Origin of the sequence: Nonomuraea sp. B5E05 (assembly GCF_039880665.1) — a bacterium.
GTDB lineage: Bacteria > Actinomycetota > Actinomycetes > Streptosporangiales > Streptosporangiaceae > Nonomuraea.
On sequence record NZ_JBDPMJ010000019.1, the window covers coordinates 1 to 26,312 of the forward strand.

General features: G+C 70.9%; 27 protein-coding genes. 15 read left to right on the forward strand and 12 right to left on the reverse strand.

Annotated features, from left to right (window positions below):
• Positions 1–466 precede the first annotated feature (466 nt).
• Together ABGB01_RS30255 and ABGB01_RS30260 are read left to right on the forward strand one after the other, a co-directional pair.
• Complete coding sequence (locus ABGB01_RS30255; RefSeq protein WP_347776930.1) at positions 467–703, forward strand: CopG family transcriptional regulator; 237 nt, start codon at positions 467–469, stop codon at positions 701–703.
• Positions 703–1,125 carry a PIN domain-containing protein gene (locus ABGB01_RS30260; protein ID WP_347776931.1) on the forward strand — a complete coding sequence of 141 codons (423 nt, stop codon included), beginning with the start codon at positions 703–705 and terminating at the stop codon, positions 1,123–1,125. The genes ABGB01_RS30255 and ABGB01_RS30260 overlap by 1 nt, the downstream gene beginning before the upstream one ends.
• Before the next feature lie 10 nt (positions 1,126–1,135).
• On the opposite strand, the gene ABGB01_RS30265 is transcribed toward ABGB01_RS30260, so the two are convergent.
• Together ABGB01_RS30265 and ABGB01_RS30270 are read right to left on the reverse strand one after the other, a co-directional pair.
• On the reverse strand, positions 1,136–1,705 hold the full coding sequence (locus ABGB01_RS30265) for an isochorismatase family protein (RefSeq protein WP_347776932.1): 570 nt from the start codon (positions 1,703–1,705) through the stop codon (positions 1,136–1,138).
• 15 nt (positions 1,706–1,720) lie between these two features.
• The gene (locus tag ABGB01_RS30270) at positions 1,721–3,010 is read right to left on the reverse strand and encodes a nicotinate phosphoribosyltransferase (RefSeq protein ID WP_347776933.1); all 1,290 of its coding nucleotides are present in this window, start codon (positions 3,008–3,010) and stop codon (positions 1,721–1,723) included.
• A 40-nt stretch (positions 3,011–3,050) separates the two neighbouring features.
• On the opposite strand from ABGB01_RS30270, the gene clpS reads away from it, so the two are divergent.
• The 5 genes from clpS (at position 3,051) to ABGB01_RS30295 (ending at position 5,729) form a co-directional block, all read left to right on the forward strand.
• Positions 3,051–3,344 carry an ATP-dependent Clp protease adapter ClpS gene (gene clpS / locus ABGB01_RS30275; protein ID WP_132330654.1) on the forward strand — a complete coding sequence of 98 codons (294 nt, stop codon included), beginning with the start codon at positions 3,051–3,053 and terminating at the stop codon, positions 3,342–3,344.
• 10 nt (positions 3,345–3,354) lie between these two features.
• Positions 3,355–3,879: a DUF2017 domain-containing protein gene (locus ABGB01_RS30280; protein WP_347776934.1), complete on the forward strand. Its 525-nt coding sequence runs from the start codon at positions 3,355–3,357 to the stop codon at positions 3,877–3,879.
• A gap of 10 nt (positions 3,880–3,889) precedes the next feature.
• A complete protein-coding gene (locus ABGB01_RS30285) occupies positions 3,890–4,291 on the forward strand; it encodes a M67 family metallopeptidase (RefSeq protein WP_347776935.1) in 402 nt (133 codons plus the stop codon).
• 216 nt (positions 4,292–4,507) lie between these two features.
• Positions 4,508–4,780: a MoaD/ThiS family protein gene (locus ABGB01_RS30290; protein ID WP_347776936.1), complete on the forward strand. Its 273-nt coding sequence runs from the start codon at positions 4,508–4,510 to the stop codon at positions 4,778–4,780.
• A gap of 1 nt (position 4,781) precedes the next feature.
• Positions 4,782–5,729: a cysteine synthase gene (locus ABGB01_RS30295; protein ID WP_347776937.1), complete on the forward strand. Its 948-nt coding sequence runs from the start codon at positions 4,782–4,784 to the stop codon at positions 5,727–5,729.
• 120 nt (positions 5,730–5,849) lie between these two features.
• Here ABGB01_RS30295 and ABGB01_RS30300 read toward each other — a convergent pair whose 3' ends face one another.
• Positions 5,850–7,583: a hypothetical protein gene (locus ABGB01_RS30300; RefSeq protein WP_347776938.1), complete on the reverse strand. Its 1,734-nt coding sequence runs from the start codon at positions 7,581–7,583 to the stop codon at positions 5,850–5,852.
• Positions 7,584–7,860: 277 nt separating this feature from the next.
• On the opposite strand from ABGB01_RS30300, the gene ABGB01_RS30305 reads away from it, so the two are divergent.
• From ABGB01_RS30305 to ABGB01_RS30315, 3 genes are all read left to right on the forward strand, one after another.
• Positions 7,861–8,652, forward strand: a complete 792-nt coding sequence (locus ABGB01_RS30305) for a thioesterase family protein (RefSeq protein WP_347621824.1) — start codon at positions 7,861–7,863, stop codon at positions 8,650–8,652.
• A 123-nt stretch (positions 8,653–8,775) separates the two neighbouring features.
• A complete protein-coding gene (gene murI / locus ABGB01_RS30310) occupies positions 8,776–9,717 on the forward strand; it encodes a glutamate racemase (RefSeq protein ID WP_347776939.1) in 942 nt (313 codons plus the stop codon).
• On the forward strand, positions 9,714–10,466 hold the full coding sequence (locus tag ABGB01_RS30315; RefSeq protein ID WP_347621826.1) for an MBL fold metallo-hydrolase: 753 nt from the start codon (positions 9,714–9,716) through the stop codon (positions 10,464–10,466). Before murI ends, ABGB01_RS30315 begins: the two co-directional genes overlap by 4 nt.
• Here ABGB01_RS30315 and ABGB01_RS30320 read toward each other — a convergent pair.
• Entirely contained in the window at positions 10,451–11,704 is a 1,254-nt protein-coding gene (locus ABGB01_RS30320; protein ID WP_347776940.1) for an MFS transporter, read from the reverse strand. The two genes, ABGB01_RS30315 and ABGB01_RS30320, sit on opposite strands and share 16 nt — an antisense overlap.
• A gap of 53 nt (positions 11,705–11,757) precedes the next feature.
• Here ABGB01_RS30320 and rph point away from each other — a divergent pair, with 53 nt between their 5' ends.
• The 5 genes from rph (at position 11,758) to ABGB01_RS30345 (ending at position 16,315) form a co-directional block, all read left to right on the forward strand.
• Entirely contained in the window at positions 11,758–12,477 is a 720-nt protein-coding gene (gene rph / locus ABGB01_RS30325) for a ribonuclease PH (RefSeq protein WP_347776941.1), read from the forward strand.
• Positions 12,474–13,064: an RdgB/HAM1 family non-canonical purine NTP pyrophosphatase gene (gene rdgB / locus ABGB01_RS30330; RefSeq protein WP_347621828.1), complete on the forward strand. Its 591-nt coding sequence runs from the start codon at positions 12,474–12,476 to the stop codon at positions 13,062–13,064. The genes rph and rdgB overlap by 4 nt, the downstream gene beginning before the upstream one ends.
• A 46-nt stretch (positions 13,065–13,110) precedes the next feature.
• Positions 13,111–14,844 carry a molybdopterin-dependent oxidoreductase gene (locus tag ABGB01_RS30335; RefSeq protein ID WP_347776942.1) on the forward strand — a complete coding sequence of 578 codons (1,734 nt, stop codon included), beginning with the start codon at positions 13,111–13,113 and terminating at the stop codon, positions 14,842–14,844.
• Between the two features lie 83 nt (positions 14,845–14,927).
• Positions 14,928–16,049: a toxin glutamine deamidase domain-containing protein gene (locus tag ABGB01_RS30340; protein WP_347776943.1), complete on the forward strand. Its 1,122-nt coding sequence runs from the start codon at positions 14,928–14,930 to the stop codon at positions 16,047–16,049.
• On the forward strand, positions 16,046–16,315 hold the full coding sequence (locus tag ABGB01_RS30345) for a hypothetical protein (RefSeq protein ID WP_347621831.1): 270 nt from the start codon (positions 16,046–16,048) through the stop codon (positions 16,313–16,315). The genes ABGB01_RS30340 and ABGB01_RS30345 overlap by 4 nt, the downstream gene beginning before the upstream one ends.
• 14 nt (positions 16,316–16,329) lie before the next feature.
• Here the strand turns inward: ABGB01_RS30345 and ABGB01_RS30350 are convergent, their stop codons facing one another.
• From ABGB01_RS30350 to ABGB01_RS30385, 8 genes are all read right to left on the reverse strand, one after another.
• Positions 16,330–18,570, reverse strand: a complete 2,241-nt coding sequence (locus tag ABGB01_RS30350; RefSeq protein ID WP_347776944.1) for an alpha/beta fold hydrolase — start codon at positions 18,568–18,570, stop codon at positions 16,330–16,332.
• The gene (locus tag ABGB01_RS30355; protein WP_347776945.1) at positions 18,567–19,508 is read right to left on the reverse strand and encodes an ATP-binding cassette domain-containing protein; all 942 of its coding nucleotides are present in this window, start codon (positions 19,506–19,508) and stop codon (positions 18,567–18,569) included. Before ABGB01_RS30355 ends, ABGB01_RS30350 begins: the two co-directional genes overlap by 4 nt.
• A 197-nt stretch (positions 19,509–19,705) precedes the next feature.
• Positions 19,706–22,195 carry an FtsX-like permease family protein gene (locus tag ABGB01_RS30360; RefSeq protein WP_347776946.1) on the reverse strand — a complete coding sequence of 830 codons (2,490 nt, stop codon included), beginning with the start codon at positions 22,193–22,195 and terminating at the stop codon, positions 19,706–19,708.
• Position 22,196: 1 nt separating this feature from the next.
• Positions 22,197–22,943 (reverse strand): ABC transporter ATP-binding protein, encoded by a 747-nt coding sequence (locus ABGB01_RS30365; RefSeq protein WP_347776947.1) that lies wholly within the window; start codon positions 22,941–22,943, stop codon positions 22,197–22,199.
• A 114-nt stretch (positions 22,944–23,057) separates the two neighbouring features.
• Positions 23,058–23,708, reverse strand: coding sequence for a response regulator transcription factor (locus tag ABGB01_RS30370; RefSeq protein ID WP_347776948.1), 651 nt, complete (start codon positions 23,706–23,708; stop codon positions 23,058–23,060).
• 14 nt (positions 23,709–23,722) lie between these two features.
• The gene (locus ABGB01_RS30375; RefSeq protein ID WP_347776949.1) at positions 23,723–24,892 is read right to left on the reverse strand and encodes a histidine kinase; all 1,170 of its coding nucleotides are present in this window, start codon (positions 24,890–24,892) and stop codon (positions 23,723–23,725) included.
• Positions 24,893–25,139: 247 nt separating this feature from the next.
• A complete protein-coding gene (locus ABGB01_RS30380) occupies positions 25,140–25,634 on the reverse strand; it encodes a hypothetical protein (RefSeq protein WP_347776950.1) in 495 nt (164 codons plus the stop codon).
• On the reverse strand, positions 25,634–26,233 hold the full coding sequence (locus tag ABGB01_RS30385; protein WP_347776951.1) for a DUF6286 domain-containing protein: 600 nt from the start codon (positions 26,231–26,233) through the stop codon (positions 25,634–25,636). The genes ABGB01_RS30380 and ABGB01_RS30385 overlap by 1 nt, the downstream gene beginning before the upstream one ends.
• Positions 26,234–26,312 lie beyond the last annotated feature (79 nt).

Here is a 26,312-nt window from a genome sequence, read left to right on the forward strand (position 1 = left end):
CGTGCCTGCGCAGATCGAAGTTACGGAAACAGCGGCGCTGGAACGCCAATGCCGCGACCAGATTCGCCGCTCGGTTGACGGCGTCCAGGGTGGCTTCCAGCGCCGCCGCCTGCTGCGGCGTCGGCAGCAGCTTCACCTGCACCACCAGTTTCACAATCGAACACACTATCAAGGTCCACGTCACAGCGCGGGGAAACCCCAACCCGATATCCGCGCTGCGCAAGGAGTTTCCGGCCCCCATCCGCCGATATCCGTGGGAGCCAGCTCTCGTCCCCCTCGTATTTCTCCGCCTCCTGCGGCGGGCCAACCCTGCCGATCATCAAGAAGTACATCGGGAACCAGAAGCGGCCAGGCTGAGCCACCCACACAGACCGGCTGTCAGAGCACCGCTCGGGCCTGGAGGCCCTCCCGCTGTCGTTTCCTCCCGGGCGTAAACGCCCGGGGTTCCACGCCAGATCACGCTGAAGTGAGCCTGTACCTGCCCGAGGACGTCCTGAGCCGGGTCGCCGAGGCGGCCCGCGCGCACGAGATGTCCGAAGGGGACTACATTCGCGAGGCGGTCACACGCGCTCTCGCCGAGGAGATCGTCGGCGAACGACCCCGTCCCAGACTCCCGCTGTTCCCTCTGAGCGGGGAGAACCTGACGGCCGAACGCGTCGACGAGATCCTGGCCGAGGGGTTCGGAAAGGACGGGCTCGACTGATGCTGGTCCTCGATACGAGCGGCCTGCTCGCCGCGATCGGTCCCGAGCAACCGCACCACGAGGAGGCACGCCAGGTGCTGCTGTCCGATCCGGGGCCGCTGCTGCTGTCGCCCTACGTGCTCGCCGAAGTGGACTACATGCTCCTCAAGCTCGCCGGAGAGCGCGGGGAGCTCCAGTTCCTGCACGACGTCAGTGACGGGAGCTACGAGATGGTCTCCATGACGGCCGCCGACGTCAGGCGGGCGGTGCACATCGCCGAACGCTATCGGGGCATGTCCATCGGGCTGACGGACGCCTCGGTCGCGCTCGTGGCCGGACGGCATGCCACGACCAGGGTGCTGACGCTTGATCAGCGGCACTTCCGGGCGATGAAGCCGCTCTGGGGCGACGCCTTCACGGTGCTCCCCGCCGACGCGAACTGACCGGCCCAGGTCAGTCCAGTACGGGCGTCCCGCGCAGGGTGGCGCCGGCGGCCTCCAGCTCCGCCAGCGCCGCCTCCGTGGTCGCCGGTGCCACGCCCGCCGTGAGGTCGAGCAGCACCCGCACCTCCAGCCCGTGGCGGAGCGCGTCGAGGGCGGTGGCGCGCACGCAGTGGTCGGTGGCGATGCCCGCCACGTCGACCTGGCGCACCCCGCGTTCCTCGAGCCACTCCATCAGCGGCACCCCGCCGCGCGAGGTGCCCTCGAACCCGCTGTACGCCGCGTCGTAGGCGCCCTTGCTGAACACCTCGTCCACTTCCGACAGGTCGAGGGCCTGGTGGAAGTCGGCGCCGGGCGTGCCGGCGACGCAGTGGGCGGGCCAGGTGGAGGCGTAGTCGGGGGTGTCGGAGAAGTGCTCGCCGGGCGAGACGTGGTGGTCGCGGGTGGCCACCACATGGTCGTAGGGGTGGTCGGCCACGTGACGGGTGATCGCCTCCGCCACCTGCGAGCCGCCGGTGACGGCCAGGCTGCCGCCCTCGCAGAAGTCGTTCTGCACGTCGACGATGATCAGCGCGCTGCCCATACGGGCCACGATACGTCAGGCGAATTCGGTGGGGATCGCCGCATAGCCCCTGCCGAGGTGGAGGGCGTCCAGGGGGAGGGTGGTGATGGCCTTGGCGTGACGATCGCGGGCGGCGGACAGGGGCTCCCCGCCGACGACCTCGCCGTCGCGCACCAGCTCGTGCAGCAGGGGGATGCCGCCTTCGGGGGTGAGCCCGCCGGTCGTGATCAGCTCGGTGTCGCAGTGGCCCCTCTCGTCGAAGAGCCGGTACGCCTCCTTGCGGCCCCCGCGCGACGGCTTGCCCACCGAGCGCTTGGCCACGGCCTCCAGCCTGCCCGTGGCCGTCTCCCGCGCCACCAGCTTGTACACCAGCGCCGCCGTGGGCACGCCCGACCCGGTCACGAGGGAGGTGCCGACGCCGTAGCCGTCCACCGGGGCGGCGGCCAGGGCGGCGATGGCGTACTCGTCGAGGTCGGAGGTGACGAGGATGCGGGTGTTGAACGCCCCGAGCGCGTCCAGTTGCTCGCGCACCTCCTGCGCGGCCGCCGCCAGGTCGCCGGAGTCGATGCGGACCGCACCGAGCTTCGGTCCGGCCAGCTCGACGGCCGTGCGGACGGCCTCGGCCACGTCGTACGTGTCCACCAGCAGCGTCGTCTCCGGCCCGAGCGAGGCGATCTGGGCCTCGAACGCGTCACGTTCCGAGTCGTGCAGCAGGGTGAACGCGTGCGCCGCCGTGCCGGCCGTGGGGACCCCGTACACGCGGCCGGCCATCAGGTTGGAGGTCGAGGCGAACCCGGCGATGTACGCGGCCCGCGCGGAGGCCACGGCGGCGCTTTCGTGCGTGCGGCGCGAGCCCATCTCGATGAGGGGGCGCTTGCCGGCTGCGTTGACCATGCGGGAGGCGGCGGAGGCGATGGCGCAGTCGTGGTTGAGGATGGACAGCGCGATCGTTTCGAGGAGCACGGCCTCGGCGAAGGTGCCCTCCACGATCATGATGGGGGAGGCGGGGAAGTAGAGTTCGCCCTCGCGATAGCCGTAGATGTTCCCCGAGAACCGGTAATCGGCGAGAAACGCCAGAGTGGACTCATCGACGACCCGGCGCTCGCGCAGGTAGGTGAGTTCTTCGTCACCGAAGCGGAAGCGTTCAAGCTCGTCCAGGACACGTCCCGTTCCAGCGACAACCCCGTAACGCCGCCCGCCTGGCAGGTGTCTGGCGAACACCTCGAAGACGGCGCGCCGGTGCGCCGCGCCGCTTCGCAGGGCCGCCTGCAGCATCGTCAGCTCATAGTGATCTGTGAGCAACGCAGTGCTCATGGTCAATGTCACGAGTCGAAGACTACGGCCCAGATAGGGCAGACTCGGGGATGTGGGTAGCACCGCTCCAATCGCCGTTGAGCGTCCGTCATCGGACGTCCGACCCGATCTGCCTTGGGTGACCATCGTCTGGAACGACCCGGTCAACCTCATGTCCTACGTGACCTATGTCTTCCAAACGGTCTTCGGCTATACCAGGGAGAAGGCCGAGAAACTCATGCTGGACGTCCACCACAAGGGCAAGGCCGTCGTGTCCAGTGGCACGCGTGAAGAGATGGAACGCGATGTGCAGATTCTCCACTCCTACGGCCTGTGGGCGACGGTCCAGCCGGATTCGGTCAAGTGAGGCGGCACAGGTGAGTTCGGGGTTCAAGCCGGGCAGGAACGGCGGCGTCATCGCGGCCTTCGAGGCCGCGGAGGTCTCGCTGCTGCGCTCGCTCGTGTCGATGATGCTCGGCATCGTCTCTCCGGGGCAGACGAGCGACGACCCGCTGGAGCGGGCGCTCGGGATCGGTGACACGGCGGTGCCGTCCGATCCGGTGCTGGCCAGGTTGTTCCCGTCGGCGTACGAGGACGAGAAGGACTCCGCCGAGTTCCGCCGCTACACCGAGGCGACGCTGCGCGACGGCAAGCGGGCGGACGCGCAGACCGTCTTCGACACCGCCGAGCCGGGCCACGCCGAGCTCACGGCCGAGCAGGCCCAGGCGTGGCTGCGCTCGCTCAACGACGTGCGCCTGACGCTCGGCATCAAGCTCGACGTGACCGAGGAGGTTCACGACGAGATCGCGATGATGTCGGAAGACGATCCCCGCTACCCGGCCTACGTCACCTACGACTGGCTGACCTACCTGCAGGACAGCCTGGTCCGGGCCCTCTGGTAACTTCCGGGGCATGCTGTCGATCTCGCAGGAACTCGCGGACAAGATCGTCGCGCATGCTCGCGCCGATCATCCCGACGAGGCGTGTGGCGTCATCGCGGGCCGGGGCGGCGTGCCCGAGCGGTTCATCCCGATGGAGAACGCCGAGCGTTCGCCGACCTTCTACCGCTTCGACTCGATGGAGCAGTTCAAGGTCTGGAAGGAGATGGACGGACGCGACGAGGAGCCCGTCGTGATCTACCACTCCCACACCGCCACCGAGGCCTACCCGTCGCGCACCGACGTGTCCTACGCCTCCGAGCCGAGCGCCCACTACGTCCTGGTCTCCACCAAGGACGACACCGAGGTGGAGTTCCGCTCCTACCGCATCCTCGAAGGCGTCATCACCGAGGAAGAGGTAAGGTTCATCCCATGATGGTCCGGCAGGTGCAGAGCTTCCTCTTCGCGCACACCGCGGCTGTCGTCGTCTACGACTGTCCGTGAGCGATCCGCTGCGCGGGCTGCCGCCACGGCCCTGACGGGCGCGGCGGTCCGGCGAGCCGATCCCCTGGTGGAACTTCCCCGGAATCCGCATCCTGCCGTCGGCGTTGCTGCCGATGGGACGACGACTGACCTGAGGAGACTGACCGCGATGGCCATCGAGGTTCGCATTCCGACCATCCTGCGCAACTACACCGACGGCGCCAAGGCCGTCAACGCCGAGGGTGCCACGCTCGACGAGCTGATCAGCAATCTCGAGTCGAGCCACCCCGGCATCAAGGACCGCCTGGTCGACCAGGGCGCGCTGCGCCGCTTCGTCAACGTCTACCTCAACGACGAGGACGTACGTTTCCTGGGCGGCCTGGGCACGCCGCTGTCCGACGGCGACACGGTGACCGTGCTTCCCGCCGTCGCCGGTGGGTGACATGCGTTTCGACTCGTTGATCGACTCGGTCGGCCGCACGCCTCTGGTGGGGCTGCCGAGGTTGTCACCCGCCTCCGACGTGCGGATCTGGGCGAAACTCGAAGACCGTAACCCGACCGGGTCGATCAAGGACCGTCCGGCGCTCTGGATGATCCAGGAGGCCGAGAAGGACGGGCGGCTCACGCCCGGCTGCACGATTCTCGAGCCCACCAGCGGCAACACCGGCATCTCGCTGGCCATGTCGGCCAAGCTCAAGGGCTACAACCTGATCTGCGTGATGCCGGAGAACACCTCGGAGGAGCGCCGCCAGCTGCTGCGCATGTGGGGCGCCGAGATCATCTCCTCGCCCGCCGCGGGCGGCTCCAACGAGGCCGTGCGCGTGGCCAAGGAACTGGCCGCGAAGAATCCGTCGTGGGTGATGCTCTACCAGTACGGCAACCCCGCCAACTGGCGCTCCCACTACGAGTCCACGGGCCCGGAGATCCTGGCGGACCTGCCCACCGTCACGCACTTCGTGGCCGGGCTCGGCACGACGGGCACGCTGATGGGGGTCGGGCGGTTCCTGCGCGAGCGGGTGCCCGGCGTGCAGATCGTCGCCGCCGAGCCGCGTTACGGCGAGCTGGTCTACGGGCTGCGCAACGTCGACGAGGGCTTCATCCCCGAGCTCTACGACGAGTCCGTGCTGACCACGCGCTTCTCGGTCGGCTCGGCCGACGCGCTGCGGCGCACCCGCGAGCTGCTGGCCTCCGAAGGCATCTTCGCCGGGGTCTCGACCGGCGCGGCGCTGCACGCGGCGCTGGGCGTGGCCAAGAAGGCGGTCAAGGCGGGCGAGCGCGCCGACATCGTTTTCGTGGTGGCCGACGGCGGTTGGAAATACCTGTCCACGGGCGCGTACGAAGGCACGCTCGAGGAGGCGGAGGACCGCCTCGAAGGCCAGCTCTGGGCCTGAGCGCCGGTGGGCTGTGACGGCACAGCCCAGGAGGCCGCGCCAGTGTTTGCGGAGAGCACGAGGGCGGCCGGTTCGCTGACCGGCCGCCCTCGTCGCGTGTCTGGTTCCTCGTCCCGGTGTCTAGTTGAACAGCACCCGCAGCGAGAACGTCGCCGAGCTGTCGGTGATCGACGTGCTCATGCCGACGGCCCTGAGCACCTGCGCGTTGGCCTTGTCGTCGCCCTGCATGGAGTTCAGGTACAGGTTCTCGATCTTGTCGAGGTCGACGAAGAGCGCCGCGTTGGCCTCGTCCGGGTTGGCGATCGCGGTCTGGAACGTCTCCGAGTCGCCCAGCGTGCCCTCTTCGGCCAGCTTCTTGGCGTAGTCGTCCGTCGTCGCCACGGTGAAGACGCCGTCGCCGGCGACCTTGGCGAGCTGCGGGGCGCCCTGCCCGCCGGAGGCCATCGCCTGCAGGATCTTGTCGAATATCGCCTGGGCCTTGGCCGGGTCGGTGGCGATGCGTACGCCGCCCTTGAACTGGTTGCTGTCCAGGCCCTCGCTGTCGACCGCGAACGTGAAGTTCTTGCCGAAGAGCGTCGCGAGGTCGCCCGGCAGCTCCAGCCCGAAGCGGGTCCTGACCTGGGCGAGCATCTGCTGGACCTGGGCGGCGCCGGTGGCCGTGGCCTGCTTCTCGATGTTGGCCCAGTTCTTGGTGACGACCTGGTCGAGGCCGGAGACCGACAGGGCGCCGGCCGTGGTCGCAGGCAGGCCGCCCAGGTTGGCCAGGGGCAGCTCGCCCTCGGGCACCATGCCCTTGGCGCCGCTGACGATGCCGGTGAGCTCGACGTAGGCGCTGTCGAAGCGGAGGGCGCCGGAGAACCTGGTGTCCTTGACCTGCTCGATGGCCGCGGCCTGCTCGGCGGTCAGCTCCTTCTTGGCCGCCTGTGCGATGCCGCCGATGTGGGTCCAGAACGACAACACACCCTGCTCGCCGACGGTGGCCATGTCGTCGTCGAAGGCGGTGTTGTCGCCCAGGTTGCCTTCGGCCTGCGCGTACTTGTCGGCGAGCTCCTGCGTGGGTGTGAGGAGCGCGTAGTCCTCGCGGAAGGCGATGCCGTACTTGTCGCCCTCCATCAGCTTGGCGATGCCGGCCTTCGCCTGCTCCTCGTCCGTGATCTGGACGGCCACCGCGAAGTCGGGCTCCTCCTTGCCGGAGGGGACGGCGGCGAAGCCGATCCGGCTGCCCAGCCACGGGTCGACGTCCTTGGCGAAGTCGACCTTGGAGTCGCCGTCCTTGGTGATCGTGTCGAACAGCGCCTGGCGCGGGTCCTCGCCGGAGAAGGTGTCCTTGGTGACGGTGAACTTCCTGGCCAGCTGGAACAGCGCCACCTTCTGGTTGGCCGCGGGGTCGAGGTCGAGCCTGGCGTAGGCGATGCTGTCGGCGGGCAGCACCTCGTGCGGCTGGGTGCCGCCACCGCCGATGGCGCCCACGGCCCAGACGGCGCCGCCGCCGAGCAGCACCACCGCGAGCGCGGCGGCGACGGCGATGATCCAAGCCTTGGGGCCCTTCTTGGCCGGCTCGGCGGGGCCGAAGCCTTCGGGGCCCTGCTGCTGCCAGCCGCCCTGCGCGTGCTGGTTCTGCTGCTGCCAGCCCTGCTCCTGCTGCCACCCCTGCTGGGGCTGCTGCTGTTGCCAGCCGCCCTGCTGCCACTGCTGCTGGGGTTGCTGCGGCTGCTGCCCGTAGGAGGGCTGCTGCCCGTACGCCTGCTGCTGCTGCCATCCTTGCTGGGGCTGCTGCTGGCCATAGCCCCCCTGGGCGGCCTGCTGACCGTAAGGCTGCTGCGGTGGGTACGGCTCACCCGATGACATCGGCATCGTCGGGGGGTTCACCGGCTGCTGCCCCTGGTTCCAGTTGTATGCCGTGGTCCGGTCAGGGTCCTGGCCAGACGGGGGATTATTCACAGACATCACTCAACTCACAAAGTGGACTTATGGCCACAGTGAAGGTAGCTGATGTTGGTAGACCGCCGCTTGCAATGCGCTGAAGTACGACTTCGCACCCGGTTGAGCCCCTTCCACGGCGGTACGTCTCCCCGTCACGCCGCTAGAGTGTGGAAGCACTAGAACTAAGTTCCATACGAGGTGGGTGCGGATGACGAAGTTCGACGAGGCGACGCAGGCGATCAGGGTCGACGACAACACCTACGACGTGTGCCTCGACCCCGGATACGGGATCGGCGGCCCGCTCAACGGCGGCTACCTGCTGGCCGTGATCATGCGTGCGGCCGTGGAGGCCTCGCCGTTCGACCATCCCGTGACCACGAGCGCGCAGTTCCTGAAGGCGCCGGTCCCCGGCCCCGCCCAGGTCAAGATAGAGCCGCTCAAAGCGGGCAGGACGGCCGCCTTCGCCAGGGCCACGCTCGTGCAGGACGGCGTCGCGCAGATCGCGAGCTCGATCACGACGGCCACCCTGCACGGCGCCGAGCCCGTCTACGCCGGCGAACCGGCCTGCGCCATGCCGAGCATCGACGACTGCGTCGCGCTCCCCGACCCCAGACCCGAGTCGGGCATGATGCTGAACGCCCAGATGGAGGTGCTCTTCGACCCGCCCACGGTCGGCTGGCTGAAGGGCGAGCCCAGCGGCAGGCCCGAGTCGCGGGCCTACTTCAGGATGGCCGAGCCGCAGGACCCCGACCCGTACGTGCTGGCTCTGGCCGTGGACGCGCTGCCGCCCGTGGTGTTCTCCGCGGGCGCGCGCGGCTGGGCGCCCACCGTGGACCTCACCCTGCACCTGCGCGCCCTGCCCGCGCCGGGCTGGCTCACCGTGCTCTGCGGCGGCCGGCTCGTCTCAGACGGCTGGTTCGACGAGGAGGCGGAGGTGCGCGACTCGACCGGCCGGCTCGTGGCCCAGTCGCGCCAGCTGGCCCGCGTCGGCAGGGGATGAACGTGTGGTCGTGACCAAGTCGCCACCACATCACGACCATGTTTGCCGAATGAGCGAGCGCGGCGCGCGACTGTGAGCATTCTTACGCAGAGTTGATCGGGCAGGTCGCCTACCCTCGAAGGCGTGCCGGACGCGAGTATTGGGATCTTCGACAGCGGGGTCGGCGGCCTCACGGTCGCCCGCGCGATCATCGACCAGCTGCCCTCCGAGTCGATCACGTACGTGGCCGACACGGCCCGCCAGCCGTACGGGCCGAAGAGCATCGCGGAGGTCCGCGCCTACGCCCTGGAGGTCATGGACCACCTCGTCGAGCACGACGTCAAGATGCTCGTCATCGCGTGCAACAGCGCCAGCGCCGCCGTGCTGCGCGACGCACGCGAGCGCTATGACGTCCCGGTCGTCGAGGTGATCCAGCCGGCCACCAGGAGGGCCGTGCGCGCCACCCGCACCGGCAGGGTCGGCGTGATCGCCACGAGGGCCACCATCGACTCGATGGCCTATCACGACGCCTTCACCGCGGCGCCCGACGTGCAGCTCACCGGCGTGGCCGCCCCGCGCCTGGTGGAGTACGTCGAGCGGGGGGAGACGATGAGCGACGAGCTCATCGAGGTCGTGCGCGACTACCTGGATCCCATCAGGGCCGCCGGGTGCGACACCCTCATCCTCGGCTGCACCCACTACCCGCTGCTCACCGGCGCGATCTCCTACGTCGCCGGCGACGGCGTCACGCTGGTCTCCAGTGCCGAGGAGACGGCCAAGGACGTCTACCGGATCCTGCACGACCGCGGCCTGGCGGCGGGAGGCGAGGCCACCCCCCGGCACCGCTTCCGCGCCACCGGCGACTCCCTGCTCTTCGCCCGGCTCGGGCAGCGCTTCCTGGGGCCGGAGATCGACGCGGTCGAAGTCGCACCGCTGGGGGGTACCACCTCGAACGGCCACTCGGCCGCATCCGTGTCCGGCCTTCGCGGCGGCGGGAGCGCAGCCGCCGCTGTGCCGAGGGAAGACGCCGGGATCGAGGGGCCGAGCCGCGACGCGGAGCGTCGTACTGGGAAGGAGCCCACATGAAGGTGACCATCGTCGGCTGCTCGGGAAGCTATCCCGGCCCCGACAGTCCCGCGTCCTGCTACCTGATCGAGGCGGACGGGTTCAGGATGTTGCTCGACTTCGGCAGCGGCTCGCTCGGCGCGCTCCAGCGCCACATCGGCCTGTATGACGTGGACGCCATCTGCCTGACCCATCTGCACGCCGACCACTGTCTCGACGTCTGCGGCTACCACGTGGTCCGCACGTACGGGCCGGCCGCGCCGTACCCGATCGTGCCGATCTACGCGCCCGCGGACGCGCCGCGCCGGCTGGCGGCCGCGTACGGGATGCCGGACGAGCCCGGCCTCGAGACCGCCTTCGACTTCGTGCCGCTGGAGCCTGGAACGTTCGAGATCGGGCCGTTCACCCTGACCGCCGGCCTGGTCAACCACCCGGTCGAGGCGTACGGCTTCCGGGTGACCGGCGGCGGCAGGTCCGTGGCCTACTCCGGCGACACCGGCGAGTCGAGCGAGCTGGTGAAGCTGGCCGCGGGCGCCGACCTGCTGCTGTGCGAGGCGTCGTTCGTCGAGCGCCCGGGACTGCCGCCCGGCCTGCACCTGACCGGCCGGCAGGCGGCCGAGCACGCCGCCAAGGCCGATGTCGGCCGGCTCGTGCTCACCCACCTCGTCCCGTGGAACGACCAGGCGACCGTGCTGAGGGAGGCCTCGGAAGGCGGCTATGGCGGTCCGCTCGAGCTGGCCCGCAGCGGCGCCGTCTACGACCTGGCCTGAACCTCGTCGAAGTCGCGCATGCGCGGCAGCGGCGAGAACAGCAACGGCAGGAACGCCAGCAGCCTGCCCCCCATGAACACCCACAGGGCCTGCCGCACGCCGATCTGCTGGGCCACGAGGCCGCCGAGCAGCGCGCCCAGCGGCATCATGCCCCAGGTCATGAACCGCACCGACGCGTTGACCCGGCCGAGCACGTGCTCGGGGGTCACGGTCTGCCGGTAGGTGACCTGGCCGACGTTCAGCAGGACCGAGCTCCACGACAGGCCGATCGAGGTGATCGCGAAGAACACCGCCCGCCAGTCGGGCTGCGTCATCGGTAACAGCAGGCCGAAGGGCGAGCCGATGGTGACGGCCAGCCAGGTCATCCGCGCGGTGCCGTACTTCCTGGACAGCCAGCCGCCGCTGAGGCCGCCCATCAGGCCGCCGATGCCGCCCGACATGAGCAGCACGCCGATGAGGCCGGGCTCGAGCATGACCTCGTCGGCCAGGAACAACACCGACTGGCCGAGGACCGCGCTCACGAAGAGGTTCATGGCCGCCGACGTGATCACGAACGTGCGCATCAGCCGGTCGTCCCAGACGTACGCGAGGCCCTCGCGGATGCCGCGCATCAGCGGCGTGGGCTCGGTGGCCGCGGGCGGCTTGTCCGGCGCCTTGATCCGGCTCAGGAGGAGCACCGAGGCGAGCGCGCCGAGCGCGGTGGCGGCCAGCGTGCGCGACGCCCCCAGCAGTTGCACGAGCGCGCCGCCGATGGCCGGGCCCGACAGCGACCCGCTGGATCGCACGACCTCCAGCTTGGAGTTGGCGTCGCCGAGCTGCGCGGTGCTGATCAGATCGGGCAGGTACGTGCGGTCGGCCACGTCGTTGAAGACCTGGGCCGCGCCGACCAGCAGCGCCACCAGGAACATCAGCTCGATCGTCAGGATCCCCAGCTCGGCCGCGACGGGAATGCTGCCCAGCAGCAGGAACCTGGCCAGATCGGCGGCCATGAGCACGCGGCGCCTGCGCATCCGGTCGACCCACACCCCCGCGGGCAGGCCGATCAGAAGGAACGCCGTTGTCTGCAACGCCGACAGCAGGCCGACCTCAGTGGGGCCGGCGTGTAATGCCAGCACGGCCACCAGCGGTAGCGCCACCCGCGAGATATTCGCGCCGAGTTCGTTGGCGACGTGAGAACCGAGGAACCGTAGGAAGTCAGGGTTTCGCAACACCCCCGTTGTCATTGCGTAAGGATCCATGTGTCGGACACATTTGGTCAAGAGCGTTGTGTCGCGGAGATAGGGTGATCTGCATGTCGCGACAGGATGGCCGCAACCCTGACCAGCTACGTCCCATAACCATCACGAGGCAATGGCTCACCCATGCCGAAGGATCCGTGCTCGTCGAATTCGGCGGCACCAGGGTGTTGTGCGCGGCCTCCGTCCAGGACAGCGTGCCCCGCTGGCGCCGCGGCAGCGGGCAGGGGTGGGTTACGGCCGAATATGCCATGTTGCCCCGTGCGACCAATACCCGTAACGATCGTGAATCGGTTCGGGGAAAAATCGGTGGCAGGACCCACGAGATATCGCGGTTGATCGGCCGTTCGCTACGCGCTTGCGTCGATTACAAAGCGTTGGGGGAAAACTCCATTCTGCTCGACTGTGACGTGCTGCAGGCCGACGGCGGCACCCGCACCGCCGCCATCACCGGCGCCTACGTCGCGCTGGCCGACGCTGTGGCGTGGATGCGCGGGCGCAAGATGTGCCCTGGCGACCCGCTGATCGGCTCCGTCGCGGCCGTCTCCGTCGGCGTGGTCGGCTCGGTGCCGATGCTCGACCTCTGTTACACCGAAGACGTCGCCGCAGAGACCGACATGAACGTCGTGATGACCGGCGAGGGCAGCTTCGTCGAGGTGCAGGGCACGGCCGAGGGCGCGCCGTTCGACCGCGCGGCGCTCGACCAGCTGCTCGACCTGGCCGTGGCGGGTTGCGAGGAGCTCACGCTCATCCAGCAGGAGGCGCTGGGGTCATGAAGATCGTGCTGGCCACCCGCAACGCCGGCAAGATCGCGGAGCTGCGCCGCATCCTGGCCGGTTTCGAGATCGTCGGGCTGGAGGCGTTCCCCGAGATCGGCGAGGTCGCCGAGACCGGCGTCACGTTCGAGGAGAACGCCCTGCTCAAGGCGCATGCCGTCGCCCAGGGCTCCGGGCTGCCCGCGGTCGCCGACGACTCGGGGCTCTGCGTCGACGTGCTCAACGGCATGCCGGGAGTGTTCTCCGCCCGCTGGTCGGGACGGCACGGCGACGACCAGGCCAACCTCGACCTGCTGCTGGCCCAGCTGTCCGACGTGCCCGCCGACCGGCTGACCGCCCACTTCGCCTGCGCCGCCGCGCTGGCGCTGCCGTCGGGGGAGTCGCGGGTGGTCGAGGGCGTGCTGCCGGGGCGGCTCGTCACCACGCCGCGCGGCAGTAACGGGTTCGGCTACGACCCGATCCTGGTGCCCGACGGCGACGACCGCACGACCGCTGAGATGTCGCCCGACGAGAAGGACGCGATCAGCCACCGGGGGCGGGCCTTCCGCGCGCTGACCCCGATCGTGCGCGAGCTGCTCGGCTCGTAACCACCGTGTAAGAACCGCCGGGCAGCGGGCGGCGTACCGTCGAGACGTGCAGAGGAAATCGGTGGTGCCCGCCTGGGCCAGGGCTTTGCTGGGGCTGGTCGCCGGGGGCGTGGCGCTCGGGATCGCGCAGCTCGTGGCCGCGTTCGTCGGTCCTGAGACGTCTCCCGTGCTCGCCGTGGGCGATGCGACGGTCGATCTGACGCCGGCGCCGGTCAAGGAATGGGCGATCAGGACGTTCGGCGAGAGCGACAAGGCCGTTCTCGTCGGCGGCGTGCTGGTGGTGGTGCTCTTCGGGGTCGCGCCGCTCATCGGGATGCTGGCCCTGCGCCGGCTCTCCTACGGCTTCGCGGGGCTGGCCGCGTTCGGTGTGGTGGGCCTGCTGGCGGTGCTGACCCGGCCGGAGGCGGGGGTGCTGGACACGCTTCCGACCCTGGCCGGCGTGGGCGCGGGCGCCTGCGCTCTGGCCTGGCTCGTACGCCGGGCGACCGGCGACGGCGACCCCTTCCACGGGATCGACGCCCGGCCGCCGCTGCGACCCGCCAAGGTCGGCGCCCCGGCCGGCGGCGAAGCCGGCCCGGCGAGTGGTCCGGCGAGTGGTCCGGCGAGCGGCCGGGGGAGCGGTACGGCGAGTGGCCCGGGGAGCGGCTCCGCGAGTGGTGGCGGGGGTGTCGTGGAGCGGCCCGCCGTCATGTGGGTCGCGGGGGAGCCGCCGGCGTTCGACCGCCGCCGGCTGCTGACCGGCGCGGCGGGCGGCGCGGTGGCGGCCGGGGCCGCCTACCTGCTCGGGCAGACGCTCGGGGGGCGGCAGATGGTCGACACCGCGCGGGCCGGGGTGGCGCTGCCCGGGCCCGCGACCCCGGCCAGGCCGATCCCGGCCGGCGCGGACCTGCGCATCGGCGGGCTGTCGCCGTTCATCACGCCCAACAAGGACTTCTACCGGGTCGACACCGCGCTCGTCGTCCCCCAGGTCGATCCAGGCGACTGGACGCTGCGCATCCACGGCATGGTCGACCGGCCCGTCGAGATCACCTACGCGGACCTGCTGAAGATGCCGCTCACCGAGGCTGACGTCACGCTCACCTGCGTCTCCAACGAGGTCGGGGGCCCGCTGGCCGGCAACGCCCGGTGGCTGGGCGTACGCATGGCCGAGGTGCTGCGCCAGGCCGGGCTCCAGTCCGGCGCCGACATGTTGCTGTCCACCTCCGCGGACGGCTTCACCTGCGGCACCCCTGTGGACGTGGTGATGGACGGGCGCGACGCGCTGTTCGCGGTCGCGATGAACGGCGAGGTGCTTCCCGTCGACCACGGGTTCCCCGTGCGCCAGGTGGTGCCGGGCCTGTACGGGTACGTCTCGGCCACCAAGTGGGTCGTGGACATCAAGGTGACCCGGTTCGACAGGGACGAGGCGTACTGGACGCCCCGCGGATGGTCGGCCAAGGGCCCGATCAAGACGCAGTCGCGCATCGACGTGCCGAAGCCCGCGGACACGCTGAAGCCGGGGCGGAACACGGTCGCCGGGGTGGCGTGGGCGCAGCACACGGGGGTGGACGCCGTGGAGGTGCGGTTCGACGGCGGGGAGTGGAGGCAGGCGAAACTGGCCGAGGTGCCCGGGCCGGACACCTGGCGGCAGTGGTCGATCGACTGGGACGCCCGGCCGGGCGAGCACCGCATCGAGGTGCGCGCGACGGACGCGTCCGGTTACACCCAGACCGGCGAACTCGCGCCGGTGGCGCCGGACGGCGCGACGGGCTGGCACACGATCACGGTGAACGTCGTCTGATCCTTGTCGGGGTTTGCGCTGTTTGCCCAGGTAGAGAGGGGAACTCTGGCGGTCAATCTGCCTGACTTCATCTCCCTGCCGTGGTGACGCCTCTACGATCGGTCGTCGAGCATGACAGGAGGCAGGCCGTGTTCCGCGAGCGCAAGCCGAGTGTCCGGTGGGTCCTTCCAGAGGGGCGTTACGACCCTGTGGTGGCCGAAGGGGTGCGGTGGCTCGACTACGAGCGGGCCGCCGAGGAGCCCCCTGACGGCGGCTCCATCCCCGCGCACCAGGCCGCCCCGGACGGCCAACCCCTCAGCCCCACCACCCCCGATCCAGGACGGCCCGCGCAGCCCGGTGGGCCCAGGATGCCCGCAGGACCCGCGCAGTCCAGGGGGCCCGGGGAGTCGGCGCAGTCAAGGGGTCCCGGGTTGCTGAAGGAGGCCGCGCAGTCCAGCGAGGCCGGGGCGCTCAGGGAGCCCGTGAGGCCCGGGACGCTGAGGGAGCCGGAAGGGCCCGCGCGCTCAAGGCAGCAGTGGGAGCTCGCGGAGCTGGGAGGGCCCACGGACCTCGGTGCGCCCGCTGAGGTCTCGGAGCCGGTGGAGGTCGACTGGTTCGATCGGCCGCGGCGGCCGCCCAGGCTCGCCGACTGCCGGCCGTACGGCGTGCCGGGCGGGCTGGCCAGGCCGGACCCGCAGGTCGAGCGGGACCTCGCCGAGTCGCTGCAGCCCGGCGCCCGCTTTCCCGACCCGCGCGGCACCTGGGTGCGGCTGATCAACGGCGGCGGGCCCGCCGACGACCCGTTCCGGGCCTCCAACGCCGCCGACTGCGCGCTCGCCGTGCTGTCCACCTGGCACGGCGAGCCCGCGACGGCCGCGCCACGGCTGCCCGAGTACGACAAGATCGGCCGGCCGGTGCTGACCGGCGAGCGGGGCGGCACGGCCAGGATCGAGCGGTGGGCGGGCCACCGCCTGCAGTACGCCGGGCAGGGGCGGCACGCCTACCCGCTGATCGCCCGGCGGCTGCTCGACGCCGGGCACGGCGCGAGCGCCGTCATCGTGGTGCGCTGGCCCGGCGGCGGCTCCCATGCCTGGAACGCGGTCAACGCCGACGGCGAGGTGATCTGGATCGACGCGCAGCGGGGGCACATGTCCGTCGAGCCGCCGTACACGACGGTGACCGGGGTGTTCTGCCTGGTGCTCGATCGGCAGGGGCGGCCGCGATGAACCTGGATCAGGCCAGGTCGCTGGCGGAGGAGTATTTCAACGGGGTGCTCCCGCTCGATGCGGCGGTGCCGGTGGGGGTGTACGCGTTCGACGCGGGTTATGTCGCGTGGGTGCGGGATCTCGACCCCGACGATCCCGCCAGGTTGCCGGACGTCGTGGGTGGCGGGTGCATCGTGATCGACCGGGCCACCGGCGAGGTGGTGGCCCGGCCGCTCCTCGACCCGGAGACGGTGGCCGAGCTGTGGCCCGGCCGCAGACCCCGCTGAGACCCGGGCGGCCGTCAGGTGACGGTCTTGGGGCACACGGTGCCCTGCGCGGGGAGGCGCAGGCTGATCAGATAGCGGTTGACGTGGCCGATGATGCAGGAGTTCCCGGCGTTGTAGAGGCCGTGGCCGTGTCCCTGGTACTGGACCGCCGCCGAGCCCGGTACCCGCCGTACGATGTCCGCGCTCCTGCCGTAGTCCGTCCAGGAGCCGACACCCAGGTAGGGCGGCAGTTCCTCGGCGGGCAGCGGCCCAGGCGGATTGGTGACGGGGGTCGGCCAGCCGACACAGCCGAGCGGGTGCCAGAGCTCGGTCCCGGCGATGTTGGGCAGCAGGCGCTCACCTTCGCGGCGCCTCTTCCGGTACTCCTCGTAGTCGCGGAAGACGATGCCGTCGAGGCAGTGGGTCATGTTCATCCCGGTGGACGAGGGCACCTTCGGGCTTTTCCTGGCCTGCCGGACGTAGTCGGCGAACCCTGAGGCGTCACCGTCGACGGCCCGCTTGATCGCCTCGGCAAGCTCCGTCCATCGGGGGAGGTCGGGCTCCTCACCTGGCGAGATGATGCTGGGGGCGGCGGCTTGCTTGATGTCGAACCCGCTGTAGGCGGCCGCCGGCGATTCGCCTCTGACCGGCACCGGGACCCGCTCGGCCCGCGCCACCAGCGCCCTCCAGACCTCGCCGACGTCCTGGCCGTGCAGCGCGCAGGTGGTGTTCGCCGCGCACCAGGCGGCGAAGCGGGTGAAGGACTTCTCGTGGGGGAGCCTGCTCTGCGCACGGTGCGCGTACGGGTTGACCGCGCCGTCGAACACCATCGCGCGCACCCGGCCGGGGAACAGCCGGGAGTATTCGATCCCGGGTCTGCCTCCGTAGGAGTTGGCGATGAAGCTCAGTTTCTCCTCTCCCAGCGCGACGCGGATCGCCTCCATGTCCCGCGCCACGGAGGCGGAGTCCATGTGGTCGAAGAACTCGGGGTCGGCGCTGCGGCATCGCTGAGCCGCCGCCCGGTTGCGCCTGCCCAGCTCGGCGTACTCGGCGCGGGTGGCGGGCAAGGCGATCCACGGGCCGGAGAACAGGCAGTCGAACGACAGCACGCCCTTGTCGACGGTGTTGCGGGGCTCGACGCTGACCACGTCGAACCGATCGCGCAGTTCGGCGAAGCTGCCCGCGTTGTTGCTCAGGTCCTCCACGCCCGAGCCGCCCGGCCCGCCGGGGATCGCGAACACCGTGCCCATCCTGCGCTGGGCGCCGGTGGCCGGGAGCAGGCCGACGGTCAGATCGATCTTCCGTCCGGACGGCTCGGCCCAGTTCACGGGCACCTCGACCGAGGCGCAGCGCAGCTCCTTGACGAGGGTCTTGTCCGCGCAAACCGCCCAGGCCAGCCTCGATGAGGGGCCCGGCGAACTCGCCGCGGCGGCAGGCACACCCGAGACCAGGACGGCCGCGGCCAGGCCGATCGCCAGCACCTTGATCCGGCGCCCGGCCATCGTGATCATCGTGGCGCCCGCGGTCAGCGCGGCGAGCACGTACGCGACAAGCAGCCCCGCCGCCGCGGCGGGCGGCAGGATCCCGCCCCCGACGCCCGCGATCTGGAGCGGCAGGTTCTCGATCATGAAGGAGCCGGCCTGTGCGCGCAGCGGCATGGGCAGCGTCTTGGCCACCACCGGCAGCACCACGATGAGCACCGTCAGCACGACCAGCGCGCCCGGGGTGGAGCGGACGGCGGCCCCGACGCCGAGCCCGACCAGCGCGACCGCGGCCATCGACAGCCCGGCGACGATCACCGAGGCGAGCACGCCCGGCTCTGACAGCGATGTGCCCAGCGTCACCCCTTCGCGGAGCAGTTGCCCGGCTCGGTCGCCGAGCGCCGCCATGGAGGCCGCGTGCATGACGAACGCCAGAACCTGGCCCGCCACCAGCACGACCGCGGCCAGGCCCGGCACCTTGGCCAGCAGGAGCATCCGCCTGCGCGGCACGGCCACCAGGCTCATCTGGATCATCCCGGTGCTGTGTTCCGAGGTGATCGCCAGCGCGCCCAGCACGGCGAACACGAAGTAGGCGACCGCGATCCCGTTGCCGATGCCGTCCCCGTTGCCGGGGAAGGCCATTTTCTCGTCCAACGTCTGGTCGTCGAACCCGCGGCCGATCATGAACGCTATCCCGGCGCAGGCCAGGACGGCCGCCACCGAGCAGGCCAGCACATAGACGTTCGAGCGGAGCGAGCGGAGCTTCAGCCACTCGGAAGCGATGACGTCGATCATCGCACGGCCTCCTTCGGAGCGGTCCCGCTCTCGCTTCTGTACTCGGTGCTGTCCTCCGTGAGCCGCATGAACGCCTCCTCCAGGGACGCGTCGCGCGGAGACAGCTCCATTAGCGCGATCCCCGCGGACAGCGCCATCACGCCGATCTCGGCCGCGTCCAGGCCACGGACGGACAGGCCAACGGACCGGGCGCCGTCGTCCTCGGCCACCACCGTCGCCCCGTGCGTGCGCATGATGGCGGTGAGCTGCTCTGGGTGACGCGTGCGGACCAGCACGTCGCCCTTGAAGTGCCCGGCCAGGGCGTCCATGGCGGTGTCAGCGATCAGCCGGCCCCGTCCGATGACGATGACGTGCTCGGCGGTGAGTGCCATCTCGTTCATCAGGTGGCTGGACAGCAGCACGGTACGGCCCTCGTCCGCCAGCGAGCGCAGCAGGCCGCGGAGCCAGCGGATGCCCTCAGGGTCCAGTCCGTTCAGCGGCTCGTCGAACATCAGCACCGGCGGATCCCCGAGCAGCGCCGCCGCCATGCCCAGCCGCTGCTTCATGCCGAGGGAGAACCCGCCGATCCGCTTGCCGGCGACGTCTGTCAGGCCGACCTGATCGAGGACGGCGGTCACGCGGGCGCGGCCGATGCCGTTGCTGCGCGCCAGGCAGCCGAGATGGTCGCGGGCCGAGCGGCCGCCGTGCACCGCCCCGGCGTCCAGCAGCGCCCCCATCGTGCGCATGGGCCGGCGCAGCGACACGTACGGTCGCCCGTCCACCAGCGCCTCACCCGAGGCGGGGACCTCCAGCCCGAGTATGGCCCGCATGGTCGTGGATTTGCCTGCGCCGTTCGGTCCGAGGAACCCGGTCACCAGCCCCGGTTTCACCGTGCAGGTCAGGTCGTCCACGGCGAGCGTGCGGCCGTACCGCATGCTCAGTCCCCTCACTTCGATCACGTCCCGCTCTCCTTGGCTTGGCCGGGCCCGATCGGCAAACTCCGATCAGGCCTGCCCAGCCTCGCGGTCCGGAGGGCCGGCCTCCATGGGGGTCGGCCCACCTCCCGGGGTGGGAAATTGCCACCCGGAAGGTGGACTCAGCCCCACTGCCTTGAGTGCGTGACCAGCGTCCCGCCTGAGGCATCGAAGGCCCCGGGTCAGCCGGTGGCGAGGGAACCGGTGATCGACGCCTGGGCGGCGCGGCGGGCCGGCAGGACGGCGGCGAGGACACCGGCCACGCCGGAGAGCACCACGAACAGCACGATCTGCGCGACCGGCACCGAGAAGACGGCGCCGTCCAGCATGGCCATGATCGCGGCCCACCCGAAGACGCCTCCGAGCACGACACCCACCAGCGCCCCGATCAGTCCGAGCACCAGCGCCTCGACCGACAACATCCCGCGCAGTTGCCGCCGGGTCAGGCCCAGCGCCCGCAGCAGCGCCGACTCCCTGGTGCGCTCGTGCACCGACAGTGAGAGCGTGTTGGCGATGCCCAGCAGCGAGATCAGGATCGCCAGTCCCAGCAACCCGGTGATGATCATGAGCAGCATGTCCAGCGTCTCGTCGAACTGGCCGCGTACCTCCGTCGAGCTCGACACCTTCACGCTCGGGTAGGGCGCTGCGGCCGCGTCGACCACCTCGCGCGCCCGGTCGGGCGGCACGCCGTCACCGATGCGGATCATCACCCGCGTGTCGGGCACCGCGCCGAAGTAGGTGTCGAAGGCGGTCTCCGCCACGGTGACCGGCGGCAGCGCCGACCGGTTCCCGTCGAGCAGCGCGACCACCTCCAGCTGCACCGTCCCGGCCTGCGCGGTCCTCAGCCGCACCGAGTCGCCGACCCGCACGCCCAGGTCCTCGGCCTCGCTGTCCCGCAGCGCCACCCGGTCCGCGCCGAAACCCGCCATGGAGCCGGCGGTGACGTAGGGCTCGACGGGCCCGCGGAACGTGCCGGCGATCACGCGCTGACCGTCGATCGTGGCGTCGGCCTGCCGGATCTGCAGCACGGAGGCCAGCTCCGGCACGCCCCGCAGGCTCTTGGCGACGGTCCTCGGGACGACGGAGTCGCGGGATTGGTCCATCAGCACGTAGTCGATGGGGAACTGCTCGTCGAGCTCGGCCGTCATCGTCAGCCGGGTGGATGCGGTGACCACCGAGATCAGCGTCATGAGCGTCACTCCGATCGTCAGCGCGACCGTGGTGGTCGCGGCCCGCTTCGGGTTACGTCCCGAGTTGCCGACGGCCAGGCGGCCCGGCACCCCGAACAGCCTGCCGGGGATCCAGCCGACCAGCGCGCTCAGCGGCCTGACCAGCACCGGGCCGAAGATCAGTACGGCCAGGAACGTCAGCGTGCCCCCGGCCATCACGACGAGCAACGAGATCTCCCGGCCGGGTTCGAGCACGAACACGCCGACGGCGGTGGTGCCGAGCCCGGCCACCAGGAAGAGGGCGGCGAAGAGCCCGCGCAGCAGGCCCGCACGGAACGTCTGCTCCTCGGCCTGGCTGCGCAGCGCCGCGACCGGCGGGACGCGGGTGGCGGACCTGGCGGGCAGCAGAGCCGCGCACACCGTGACCATCAGGCCGACGGCCAGCCCTGTCGCCGTGGTGACCGGTGAGAGCGTGACGGCGGCGTCGGTGGGCAGCGGGGCGTCGATCGCGGCGAGCACCGTCAGCGTGAGCGCGGCCAGGCCGTACCCGAGCAGCAGGCCCAGCGCGGAGGCGAGCGTGCCCACGACGGCCGACTCCAGCAGGATCGAGCCGAACACCTGCCCCCGCGTGGCGCCGATGCACCGCAGCAGCGCCATCTCCCTGGTGCGCTGGGCGACGAGGATGTTGAACGTGTTGTAGATGACCAGGGCGGCCACCATCATGGCCACGGCCCCGAACAGCAGCAGGCCCAGCGTGAACATCTGTGTCTCGACCCCGGCCGCACGGGCCAGGTCGGCGGCCAGCTCGTCGCCGGTCTTGACGGTGTACGCGCCGCCGACGGCCGCCGCGACGGCCTGCTTCAGCCCGGGGGCCGAGCCCGCGACGTCGATCTCGCGGTAGCCCTTGGCGTCCGTCATGCGCTGCGCGGTGGCCGTGGTGAAGCCGACCGCGCCGGTGAAGGAGAGGTCCTGGTCGAGGCCGGTGTCGAGGAGGCCGACGAGCCTGAACCGGTGTTCGGCCTTGCCGGCGTCGAGCACGGTGATGGTGTCGCCGAGCCGGAAGCCCTGGGCTCTGGCGGTGTTCTCGTCGAGCACGGCGGCCCGGTCGTCGGTGCCGGGCCCGGTGCCGGCGACGATGTCGGCGCGGTCGAGCGGGCCGGTGACGATCGAGATCGCCGTGGTGGGGAGGTCTCCGACGGTCTTGCCGTCCTTGCCGAGCAGCGGCGCGGCGCCACGGACCAGGCCCTGCGCCTCCGTCACGCCGTCCAGGGCGCGGACCCGCTCCAGCACGCGCTCGGGCAGCACGGAGCCGGCACCCTTGGGCAGGACGGCGACGTCCACCTTGCCCGCGTCGGCGGTGACCCGCTGGGCGAAACCCGCCTCGACGGTGTCGTTCAGCACGAACGTGCCCGCGATGAACCCCACGCCCAGCATGATCGCCAGCGACGTGAGCAGCAGCCGGCGCGTGTGGGCGCGCAGCCCCGCCAGAGCCGACCTCAGCATCTCACGCCTCCAGCTTCACGAGCGTGTCCAGCACGGTCTGCGGCGTCGGGGCGTCGATCTCGGTGACCAGCTCGCCGTCGCGCAGGAACACCACGCGGTCGGCGTACGACGCCGCGACCGGGTCGTGCGTGACCATGACGATGGTCTGGCCCAGCTCGCGCACCGACGTGCGCAGGAACGACAGGATCTCGGCGCCGCTGCGGGAGTCCAGGTTCCCCGTCGGCTCGTCGGCGAAGATCACCTGCGGCTTGCTGATGAGCGCCCTGGCCACGGCCACGCGCTGCTGCTGGCCGCCGGACAGCTCGGTCGGCCGGTGCGAAAGCCGGTCCGTCAGCCCGACGGTCTCGATGACCCGGTCGAACAGCGCCTGATCGGCCTGGCGGGCGGCGATCTCCAGGGGCAGGCGGATGTTCTGCTCGGCGGTCAGCGTCGGCAGCAGGTTGAACGCCTGGAAGACGAACCCGATCCGCTCGCGGCGCAGCAGGGTGAGCTGCCGGTCGGACAGCCCGGTCAGCTCCACGTCGCCGAGGTGCACGGTGCCCGACGTGGCCGTGTCGAGACCGGCCAGGCAGTGCATCAGCGTGGACTTGCCCGAGCCCGACGGGCCCATGATGGCGGTGAACGCCCCGGTGGCGAAGGCCACGCTCACCTCGCGCAGGGCGTGCACGCGGGCGTCGCCCTGGCCGTACACCTTGGTCAGCTCCGTGGCCACGACGGCGGTCGCGGCTCGGCGTTCGGTGAGCGTCACCTTCACTCCTTCTCCCTGGGGCGCGGGCTCGAACGCGACCAACGCTAGGGGCGGAGATTCCGGGATCCATGGGCCCTGAGGAGGGACTTCAGGTGCGCCCCCAGATGACCCCGGTCAGCCTTTCGGCCGATGGGAGGGCACCACCAGCCCGGCCTCGTACGCGTACACCACCACCTGCGCCCGATCCCGCAGGCCCAGCTTGGCCAGCACCCGGCCCAGGTGCGTCTTCACCGTCGCCTCCGCGACCTCCAGCCCGGCCGCGATCTCCCCGTTGGACAGGCCGCGCGCCACCATGAGCAGCACCTCGCGTTCGCGCGGCGTCAGGTCGTCCGCCGTCGCCGGCGCCTGGCTCGGGAGCTGGGCGGCGAACGTGTCCAGCATCCGCCGCAACGTGCGCGGCGACACCGCGGCGTCGCCGGCGTGCACGAGCCTGATGGCGTCGACCAGGTCGGCCGGCGGCACGTCCTTCAGCAGGAACCCGGAGGCGCCCGCCCTGATCGCTGCGAACGCGTACTCGTCGAGGTCGAACGTGGTGAGGATCAGCACCTTCGCCCCTTCGATGAGCCGGGTGGCCTCGACGCCGTCCATGCGGGGCATGCGCACGTCCATGAGCACGACGTCGACCTCTGTGGACTCGAGGACCTCCAGCGCGGTGACGCCGTCGCCGGCCTCCGCCACGACCTCGATGTCGGGCTGCGCCCCCAGCACCATCCGGAACCCGGCCCGGAGCAACTCCTGGTCGTCGACGAGCATCACGCGTATCACCCGGCCGCCTCCTCTTACGCCGCTTCCGCCATGGGCAACCGGGCCAGCACCTCGAAGCCGCCGCCCTGCAGGGGGCCGGCCGAGACCGCGCCGCCGTACATGCCGGCGCGCTCGCGCATGCCGATCAGGCCGTGCCCGTCATGGCTCCTGGGCGCCGCCGCGCCGCGGCCGTCGTCGGTCACGCGTACGAGCAGGTCAGGGCCGGTGAAGTCGATCTCCACGTCCGCCCGTACGCCGGGTCCGCCGTGTTTGAGCGCGTTGGTCAGCGCCTCCTGCACGATGCGGTAGACCGCGAGCTGCTGGCCCTCGGGCAGGTCGGCGGGGCTCCCGCCGATGCGCAGCCGGGCGGGCACGGCCGATTCGCGCACCATCTTCTCCAACCCGTCCAGGCCGGGCTGCGGGGTGTAGTCGGTCGCCGCGCTCTCGTTCTCGCGCAGGACCCCGACCAGCTTGCGCATCTCGGCGAGGGCGGCCCTGCCGGTCCTGGAAATGGTCGTGACGGCCAGGCGGGCCTGCTCGGGATCGTGGTCGAGGGCGTAGCCCGCCCCGTCGGCCTGCACCACCATCACGCTGACGTTGTGCGCCACGACGTCGTGCAACTCCCTGGCGATCCTGGCGCGCTCGGCGGCGGCCGCCATCCTGGCCTGCTGGTCCCGCTCGCGCTCGGCCCGCTCGGCGCGTTCCTCCAGCCCTTCGAGATAGTGCCTGCGCGTCCTGGCGTACAGGCCGGTCAGCCAGATCGTCACCACGAGGATCGAGCCGCTGAAGAACATGCCGAACGTGGGCACCAGCCAGTTGATCAGCACCAACAGCACCCCGACCTCCGCCACGAGGAGCGCCGCCAGCGCCCAGCGGAATGAGCACCGGTAGGCCACGCCCCAGAGGGCGATCAGCACCGCCATGTTGGCGGGCATCGGGCCGACGTCGGCCACCCACTGGAAGAAGCTGGCCAGCGCGATGATCGCGAAGGACAGGCGCGGCCGGTCGCGCCACACCAGCGGCACGACCAGCGCCGCCGAGAAGCCCACGTACGAGATCACGCCGGGATTGACGCCACCGCCCGGGGCCTCACGTCCCGCGTACACCACCGCCGTGATCAGGCACAGCGCGCCGAGCGGCGCCACCCGCAGGACGGCGGCCAGCTTCTCGTGGCGCCTCGACCACGCTTGTACGCTTCCGAACACATCCTCAAGATATGTACCTATAGTGGGGTCTTGATCAGCCTGGAGGGTGAAGTGCGCGTACGACCCAGGTCTGACGAGACCGACCCCTTACGCCGGGCTTACAGGCGATCGGGCATTCTTGGTCATCGGGAGCGCCCCTTGTGGGTGAGTAAAGGGAGATCGTGATGGCGGATCATGATCAAGACGCCCGGGTCGCGCGGTGACGAAGAAACGCCGCGCGACCCAGTAGCCTTCGGCGTTCCTGAACCTAACGGCGCACGTGCAGGCGGACCACCGTGCTCATCTCGTCGTCGCGGACCTCGCGCCGGATGCGCCCCACGATGTCCTGGTCGAGCTTGCCCACCACCGCGCCCATGTCCGCCTCCGACGGGCAGGTCACGCTGATCCGCAGGCCGTCATCGCCGACCCGCACCTTGGCCTTGCCCAGGCCCTCCACGTTCTTCAGCCCGACGAACAACATGGCGGTGCCCGTGCCGTTGGGCGTGCCGCGGCGGCCCCAGCCCAGGCAGAGCAGCAGCCAGCGCAGCGAGACCAGCGACAGGAGCAGCAGGGCGAAGGCCAGCAGCCACATGCTCCACGGCTCCTCGGCCAGCGTCCGGTGGAGCTGCGCCGGCAGGACCTTCGCCTTGGGCGGCAGATCGGACAGGCGGCCCTCGCCGCGCAACCACGCGTACGCGCCCAGCCCGGCCAGCACGGTGCCCACGACGGCCAGCCCGACCCGATTGCCGGCGTACTGCCGCATCACGGCGCCTTCCTGCGCAGCCGGACCACGACCTCGCCGGTGCCGAGCGTGCCCACACCCGCCAGCCGGTCGCCCACCGCGCTGCCGACCTGCCTGAGCATCACTCCGGTGCTCTCCGCGTCGGTCACGACGGTGACCTCGATGGTGCGCCTGCGCAGGCGCACCCGGGCCTTGTCGACGCCCGCCACCTGCTGGGCCGCGGCGGCGAGCGTACGGCGCAGGCCCGGACGGGTGATGCCGATGACGATCAGCGGGTCGGACGTCTCCACCGCGACCAGCCTGGACGTGCCCGGCACGACGGCCAGCAGCACCATCAGCACGCCGGCGCCGGCCACGACCAGGGCGGCGGTGGACACCTTCGGCCACGCGGTCTTGCCCGCCAGCTCCACCACCTCGTTCACCGGCAGCCAGCCGAGTGGCGCGCCGAGCAGCCCCGACACCAGCTCCGCCGTGGTCAGGCCCATCCCGGCGGTCAGTGCGATCGCCACGACGGCCCCTGGGACGGTCCTGGCCGGCCTGAGTGCCCTGTTCGCCCGGCGCAGTCCGGTGAGCCGTGGGGTGGCGGCGGCGCCGGGCAGTATCTGCTGAAGCGTGGTCATCACAAGGACAGAAGTACAGGGGAGCCGCATGGCCTGAACCGCGCCCTCGCCGCCGATTTGCCCGATCATTACGGGGACG